The organism is Pseudomonas sp. SDO5532_S415 (genome assembly GCF_054071155.1).
The window spans coordinates 50,353-57,351 of the sequence record NZ_JBSVWS010000016.1 but is presented as its reverse complement, the minus strand read 5'-3'; the positions used below and the strand labels follow the sequence as shown (position 1 = coordinate 57,351).

At 58.1% G+C, this 6,999-nt stretch carries 7 protein-coding genes and 2 pseudogenes; 5 read left to right on the top strand and 4 right to left on the bottom strand.

Translation table 11 applies throughout. The features are described 5' to 3' along the window. Nucleotides 1-116: 116 nt before the first annotated feature. The 3 genes from ACW9HW_RS07295 to ACW9HW_RS07285 all read right to left on the bottom strand — a co-directional run bounded on the left by ACW9HW_RS07295 (nt 117) and on the right by ACW9HW_RS07285 (nt 1,848). Entirely contained in the window at nt 117-485 is a 369-nt protein-coding gene (locus ACW9HW_RS07295) for an antibiotic biosynthesis monooxygenase family protein (RefSeq protein ID WP_457399163.1), read from the bottom strand. 22 nt (nt 486-507) lie between these two features. Beyond that, nucleotides 508-1,482 (bottom strand): zinc-dependent alcohol dehydrogenase family protein, encoded by a 975-nt coding sequence (locus tag ACW9HW_RS07290; RefSeq protein ID WP_457399161.1) that lies wholly within the window; start codon nt 1,480-1,482, stop codon nt 508-510. 63 nt (nt 1,483-1,545) lie between these two features. Then, the gene (locus tag ACW9HW_RS07285; RefSeq protein ID WP_095195290.1) at nt 1,546-1,848 is read right to left on the bottom strand and encodes an ArsR/SmtB family transcription factor; all 303 of its coding nucleotides are present in this window, start codon (nt 1,846-1,848) and stop codon (nt 1,546-1,548) included. A gap of 183 nt (nt 1,849-2,031) precedes the next feature. On the opposite strand from ACW9HW_RS07285, the gene ACW9HW_RS07280 reads away from it, so the two are divergent. Both ACW9HW_RS07280 and ACW9HW_RS07275 read left to right on the top strand, forming a co-directional pair. Further along, nucleotides 2,032-2,904 carry a GNAT family N-acetyltransferase gene (locus ACW9HW_RS07280; protein ID WP_457399159.1) on the top strand — a complete coding sequence of 291 codons (873 nt, stop codon included), beginning with the start codon at nt 2,032-2,034 and terminating at the stop codon, nt 2,902-2,904. Next, complete coding sequence (locus ACW9HW_RS07275) at nt 2,904-3,797, top strand: polysaccharide deacetylase family protein (protein WP_457399157.1); 894 nt, start codon at nt 2,904-2,906, stop codon at nt 3,795-3,797. The genes ACW9HW_RS07280 and ACW9HW_RS07275 overlap by 1 nt, the downstream gene beginning before the upstream one ends. A 140-nt stretch (nt 3,798-3,937) precedes the next feature. Here ACW9HW_RS07275 and ACW9HW_RS07270 read toward each other — a convergent pair whose 3' ends face one another. Further along, nucleotides 3,938-4,828: a universal stress protein gene (locus ACW9HW_RS07270; protein WP_457399155.1), complete on the bottom strand. Its 891-nt coding sequence runs from the start codon at nt 4,826-4,828 to the stop codon at nt 3,938-3,940. Nucleotides 4,829-5,161: 333 nt separating this feature from the next. Between ACW9HW_RS07270 and ACW9HW_RS07265 the strand changes: the two are divergent. The 3 genes and pseudogenes from ACW9HW_RS07265 to ACW9HW_RS07255 form a co-directional block, all read left to right on the top strand. Then, nucleotides 5,162-5,418: pseudogene (locus ACW9HW_RS07265) on the top strand (phosphoribosyltransferase); the annotation flags it as partial. A gap of 123 nt (nt 5,419-5,541) precedes the next feature. Further along, nucleotides 5,542-6,507, top strand: coding sequence for a ribose-phosphate diphosphokinase (locus tag ACW9HW_RS07260; RefSeq protein WP_457399153.1), 966 nt, complete (start codon nt 5,542-5,544; stop codon nt 6,505-6,507). Between the two features lie 46 nt (nt 6,508-6,553). Next, nucleotides 6,554-6,726 (top strand): annotated as a pseudogene (locus ACW9HW_RS07255) (amino acid ABC transporter substrate-binding protein); the annotation flags it as partial. Nucleotides 6,727-6,999: the final 273 nt, after the last annotated feature.

Sequence of the window (6,999 nt, the reverse complement as noted above, 5' to 3'; positions counted from 1 at the left end):
AGACATTCTTCGCGAGCAGGCTCGCTCCCACAGGTTCAACACGGGCCTTTGCAGGAGCAATACTTGCCCGCGATGGTCATCCGCTTTTTTCATAACTCCGACAACGGCCAATCGCTTTAAAGCCACAAACCTTTTGAGGCTCCAGCACTACCCATGCTGGCGGTGCTGTTCGAATCAGCCTGTTCGCCAGCTGAAAAAGCTGCCCCTTCAATATGGTAGACCCTCGGTTCTTCCGAAAAATATTCCTCCAAGCCCATCATGAACATCCGATGGTCTTCACTCTCTTCGAAGCCCGGCGTGTGATCCTCAAGTGAAGCCCAGCGCACTATCAGGTTGAATAGCTGGGGGGTTTCAATCCCTTGCGCGAGCAAGTGGCCGCCGTAACCCTTTGCGCGGGTGAGCAAAGGCGCGACCTCGGCAAATGCACGTCTGAACATTTCAATGCGTTCTTTGTGGACGGGGAGCAGAGCGATTTCATAAATCATGGCGTTCCTCCAAAGTACAAACTTACGAGATGAGCGATGGCTCGACTGCAATCACGATTTTTCCTCGAATGCCGTTGTTGGGACTCTCCAACCGGGCATGGGCGAGCGCAATGTCGGCAAGCGCATAGACGGCACCAACGTGTGGCCGCAACTGACCGCGCTCTACCAATGCGCTCAACTCATCCAGCTTGCCGCGGTTTTGTCGGGTGAAAACGAAGTGATAACTCGCGTTCTTGCCCCAGGCCTGAACGAGGTTTTGTGGCTGGGCAATGTCCACAATCGAGACCACGCGGCCCAGTTGAGCGAGCACGTCGGGGCTGCGCGACAAAGTGTTGCCGCCGATGGTGTCGAACACCACATCGACTCCGCGGCCACCCGTTTCCCGATTGATGGCGTCGACGTAATCCTCCTTTTCATAGTCGATGACCACATCGGCACCCATGCTTCGTGCGAACTCAAAGTTGGCTTCGCGCACGGTCGTGAAGACCCGCGCTCCAATGGCTTTTGCCAACTGGATCGCTACATGACCTACGCCTCCCGCGCCGCCGTGTATCAGAATGCTTTCCCCCACTCTGAGCGCTGCGCGCACGGTCAGTGCTTCCCACACCGTCCCGCCAACCAGGGTCAGACTTGCCGCCTCAAGATGGCTCAGTGAAGGCGGCTTCTTCCCGATAATGCTTTCGGCCGCAACGTGGTACTCGGCATAACTTCCTGGCCCGTCAAATATTTGCGGGGTGTACCAGACTTCGTCTCCCGGAGCGAAGGTCGTCACACCCGGCCCAACTTCTTCGACAACGCCCGACACGTCGTGCCCGGTAATGGCCGGCAGTTGCACCAAGTCGGGATAATCGCCACGTCGAACCTGATAATCCAAGGGGTTGATGGAGGTTGCGTATACCCGCACCAGGACTTGACCCGCACGCGGCACTGGCTTGGGCACCTCGCAGAGTTCGAACGATTGCGGGCCGCCAAATGATTTAAGCACCATCGCTTTCATAGAAAATCCTCGTATCGACAAAAAGGGATATCGAGATATCTCGATATAATGTGGTAAAAAAAGCTACAGATCTTTCCCTATGATTTCGGCAAGCGCACTGATGGTTGCTTCATTGCGCTTGTAGTAAGTCCACTGGCCAATGCGCCTGACTTCGACCAGGCCCACTCGTTGCAGAGTTGCAAGATAACCAGACACCGTTGACTGCGACAGCCCGATACCTTCCTGAATACTGCTGACGCAGACCCCTACCGTGAGAACGTCACCCTCATCCTGCGGAGGGAAGTTCTTTACGGGGTCCTTCAAGCCTTTCAGGATTTCAAGGCGTGTAGGATTTGAGAGGGCTTTGAATATTTCGAGTAATTCCATGAGCAGAGGATATCGAGATTTATCGATATGTCAATACGAAACTGTGTCTCACTGACGTCACCCTTTCCCATGTGCTGCAGATGAGGTGACGAACTGGATCGATACTCAGGTTGAAGCTATACCGAAAGGGTTCAGAGTGAGGATGGAGCCCACGCTTGATCAACGACTGAGGAGAACTGCGCGGTGTCGGATCAGCTGGTCATACGCAACATGACCCGTCCCGAGCTGGACGAGCTCGTCGATTGGGCTGCCCGTGAGGGTTGGAATCCCGGTTTTCACGACGCCGAGCTGTTCTGGGCGACGGACCCTGCTGCCTTCATCGCGGCGTCCCGGGGCGGCGAATTGATCGGCGGCGGTGCCATCACCTCCTACAATGGCGACTTCGGTTTCATGGGTTTTTTCATCGTCCGGCCGGAACATCGCGGCCAGGGTCTGGGCAATACCCTCTGGCACGCGCGCCGCGAGCGACTCCTCGCCCGTCTGCGCCCAGGCGCAAGCATCGGCATGGACGGCGTCTTTGCGATGCAGGACTACTACGCCAAGGGTGGTTTCGTCTTCTCCCATCGCAACATGCGTTTTCGTGCCGATACCGTCCAACGCCCGGTGATCTCGCCGGTAGGCGACCAGGACATCGTCCCGTTGGCCGCCTTCCCGTTCGATCAGGTTGTCGCTTACGACCGCACCTGCTTCCCCGCCGCGCGCGCAACCTTCCTGAGCGGGTGGATAACTCAAGCCGACGCACTCGCCGTGGGTTGCCGGCGCGAGGGCAGGCTAAGTGGTTATGGCGTAGCAAGGCGCTGCCGGGAAGGCTACAAAATCGGCCCCTTGTTCGCCGATGACGCCCTGGCAGCCACTGCCCTCTACGCGCGCCTGGCGGAATTTGCAGAGGACGGCCCGTTGTTTCTCGATGCCCCGGAGAATAACCCCGCCGCGATGGCGCTCGTGCGCCAACAAGGCATGGTCGAGGTGTTCGGCTGCGCACGCATGTACCTCGGCCCTCCCCCGGCGATCGCGCACGAACGTGTGTTCGGCGTCACGACCTTCGAGCTCGGCTGATGTCCGCTCGCGACCTCATCGGTTATGGCGGCCGCCCACCCCACCCGCGATGGCCCGGTGAGGCGCGTGTCGCGGTCCAGTTCGTACTCAACATCGAAGAGGGCGCGGAGTCATGCATCCAAAATGGCGATGCACAATCGGAGGCCTGGCTGCACGAGCTACCGGGCCGCCCGCCGCGTGTGGGGGAATCGGACTTGAGCGTCGAGGGCATGTACGAATACGGATCGCGCGCAGGTGTGTGGCGCATTCTGGAACTGTTCAGCGCCCGAGGCCTGCCGCTGACCGCCTTCGCCGTCGGCCGGGCACTGGAACTCACCCCGGCGATTGGCCATGCACTCTGCACTGCCGGGCATGAGATTGCCGGGCATGGCTACCGTTGGCTGGACTATCGCGACATGCCTGAAGACCAGGAGCGGCGCCATATCCACCTCACCCTCGACGTGATCGAGCAGATCTGCGGTAAACGCCCCGTAGGTTGGTACACCGGAAGGGTCAGCCAGAACACCCGACGCCTGTTACGTGAGGAAGGTGGGTTTCTCTATAGCTCGGACGCTTACAACGATGATCTGCCCTATTGGCTCCCGGGCTCGCCCGCCCACCTGGTGATCCCTTACACACTGGTCAACAACGACGCCCGCTATCTGCTGCCGAACGGTTTCGCCTGCGGTGAAGACTTCTTCCGGCTGCTCAAGGATGCTTTCGACCTGCTGTGGCAGGAAGGCGCGCAACACCCGAAGATGATGAGCGTCGGCCTGCATGGGCGGATCAGTGGCCATCCTGGTCGTGCGATGGCGCTGGCGCGCTTTCTCGATTACGTGCAAGGCCACGACGCGGTGTGGATCTGCCGACGCGAAGAGATTGCCCGACACTGGATAGCCCAGTTTCCCGCCTGAGTGGCAAGGGTTCGGAACGACCTGAGCCACGGAGGCGACATCAAAATCATCGTGCCGCTCGGTTGGCAATGAGGGACTCAAAATCACAGCCCCCCTCAAGCCATTACACCTGTCGTTTCGTAATACCCGGCCCTGTCGCTCTAGATCGCCAGAATGCTGCAAGGCACCTGATACAGGATGTGTTCGGTCGTGCTGCCCAAAAGCTTGTCCAGGCCACGAGACTGGATTCTGCCCATCACGATCACATCCACACTGTGCGCATGGGCAAACTCACTCAGTACCGAAACAGGGTGCCCCTCAATGAAATGCCAACGGTCTGGGGGTACACCATATTGATCAGCCAGGTCGAGGAACGATTTTTCCAGTTCCTCACGCAACTGACTGCCAAGGTCCGAAAGTGTCAAGCCACCACCGCCCATGTCGCCCAGATAGGCTGTCGAAATGTCACAGGCGAACAGCAAGTGCAACTCGGCCTCACACTGCAAGGCGAGACCGCAAGCCTGCTTGATGATCCGCTCATTGAGTTCGCTGCCCTGGGGCTCGGTATTCGAAACGTCAACCGCTGCCACCACCTTGCGCGGCAAGGCAAGCCCTCCTTCACCGGCCAGATACACCGGGACCGGGCAATGGCGCAGCAAGCGCCAGTCCAGCGGAGTGAAGAACGCCCGCTTGAGCGCTGGTTCATGCTGCACTTGCTTGATCAACAAGTCAGGCTGCATTTCTGCGACGTGATCAAGAATGTCTCGCTGCATGTCATCGGCCCAATTCGCCTCCGTTGTCACGTCGATTCCCCTGCCGCGCAGGTTTGTCGCCTGGTCCTTCAACCAATCGCGATGGTCTTGCAGATAACACTCGCGAGCCTTCTCCCGGTCGCCCTCTTCAAGCAGCGACAATAGTTTCCAGGAAGGGATCAAGGCGGCAATGTGCAAACTCGCACCGCTGGCCTTGGCCAGGGCCGCTGCGTGGCTTATCGCCTGGGAATGGCGCAGGGCCGGGTTGATGATCAGTAATAACCGTTGATACTGGCTCATGATCTGACTCCAGACTGATGGGGCTTCGCGCTTACAATTGCCCTCTACGCGCACAGCTGGTGTGTCCTCACGCAACAGACACCAGCATTTCCCCTTCAGAGTCCTCTGTTGATGCCGCCCTGGTCTTGATTTATATCAAGTGCCCGCGCAAAACCGTTCAATGGCCCACGCCTTTCATTTCACTGCGGTCAATCAATATCAATCAGGCCAAGGCCAATGGGGTCAGGTTGACAAAAACCGCACTGGCACACGTGCATTACTCAGGACGCTGAGGAGATTGCCATGCCGACCCCACTGGCGAATCAACGACTGCGTTTGTACGACAGTGATGAACTCGATGATGTGCTTTTCGCAGGCCATTCACTCCTGCGCACCTGCGCGTATCCGGCACAACTCGGGGCGCGTCGGGTCTACACTGCGGTATTGGAAGACCGCCATGTTTGCCAACCGCCGATTCATGCCGACATTGTCGGCGTGCATCGGCAAGTGGCGACCGGCGACCGGCGACCGGCGACATCGTCGAATGCAACGTACCGCCCTGCGAAACGGAGTTTTGCATTGACGTGGTTCGTCTCGGTGCTGCCCGCTGACCCAGCGACCTTTCAAGGGCTGTCCCGTTACTCAGGCTTTACAGCGGCAATGCGGTATCGGTTATGGATACGTGCCATTTCAGGTGAGGCGCATTTGATATCCGGCCTCCAAGGAGCTTACGCATGCTCACTCAGCCCCCGCTTCTTTTTGCCCTGCAAGGCACTGAACTCTATGCAAGCCGCATCGCTCAGCGGCTTGGCTGCCCACTGGCGCGGCACGAGGAGCGCGACTACGAAGACGGCGAACATAAATGCCGACCACTGGAGTCGGTGAACGGTCGCGAAGTCGTGGTGTTTCACTCCTTGTATGGGGATGGCCTACAGAGCGCAAACGATAAGCTGTGCCGCCTGCTGTTCTTCTGCGGTGCACTCAAGGATGCCGGCGCTCGTCATGTGCAGGTGGTGACGCCCTACCTCTGCTACGGTCGCAAGGATCGTCGCAGCCAGCCTCAAGACCCGACCATCACGCGTTATGTGGCCACCTTTTTTGAAGCCAGTGGCGTGGATCGCCTGATCGCCCTGGACGTGCACAATCCGGCAGCGTTCGACAACGCCTTTCGCATTCCAGCCTGGAATCTGCAGTGCACCGAACTGTTCGCCGAGCATTTCGCCGGGCTGGTCGACAACGCCGAAGTGGTTGCAGTTTCCCCGGATTCAGGGGGTACCAAGCGCGCCGAGCAGTTTCGTCAAGCCCTGGAGCGACAACTGGGCCGTTCGGTCGGCAGTGCATTGATGGAAAAGCACCGCAATCAGGCCACGCTGACAGGCACCCTCTTGATCGGCGAAGTCTCAGGCAAGACAGCCATTGTTTTCGACGACCTGATCAGCACGGGTGAAACGCTGAAACATGCTGGCCTTGCGTGCCAAAAGGCTGGCGCCGCCCGACTGTTCGCAGCCGCCACCCATGGTTTGTTTACCGCGGGCAGTCGGCTGTTCGACCCACCTCTTTTCGAACACATTGCGATCACTGATTCCGTGCCGCCGTTTCGCTTGCCGCCTGACTGTATCGCGCGCCACGTGCAGGTACTCGACAGCACGGCCCTTACCGCCACCCTGCTGGCGGAGAATGGGGCCTTTGATCAGGTCTGAGCATTGGGGAAATCGATAGGGGTGAGTTCAACACTGTCGCGGGCCGTATTCAACGACCTCAATGATGGTCGATCGAAACGATGAAAACTTCCGACTGCTGGTCGATAGCGCACTAATTAAATGTACCGAACTGGTCAGATTGAGCAGGCATACGATAGACACTTAGGGGGCGTCAGCGATACATCCCGGATGTTGTTCAGGCCTTATGCCCTACCTTGAGGACGATTGGATAAAAGGATAGAAACTATAAAGGACGATTTCGACCTTGAAACATCCATCTAAAAGAACCATCACCCAACCGCTATCAGCCAAACGCTGTCGTTGTTCAATGGCAGCTATGGGTCGATCGCAGCCCTTGGTGGCAGTCAACAATCGGCCAAGAACTGTCATTCAGACAAATTCAAACGGTGCTTATACCGGACATGCTTCAGCCGTCCAACCAGCAGAACAGCGCATTTCCCTCAGATCGAACAGGGTCGATTCAGGGGGGTT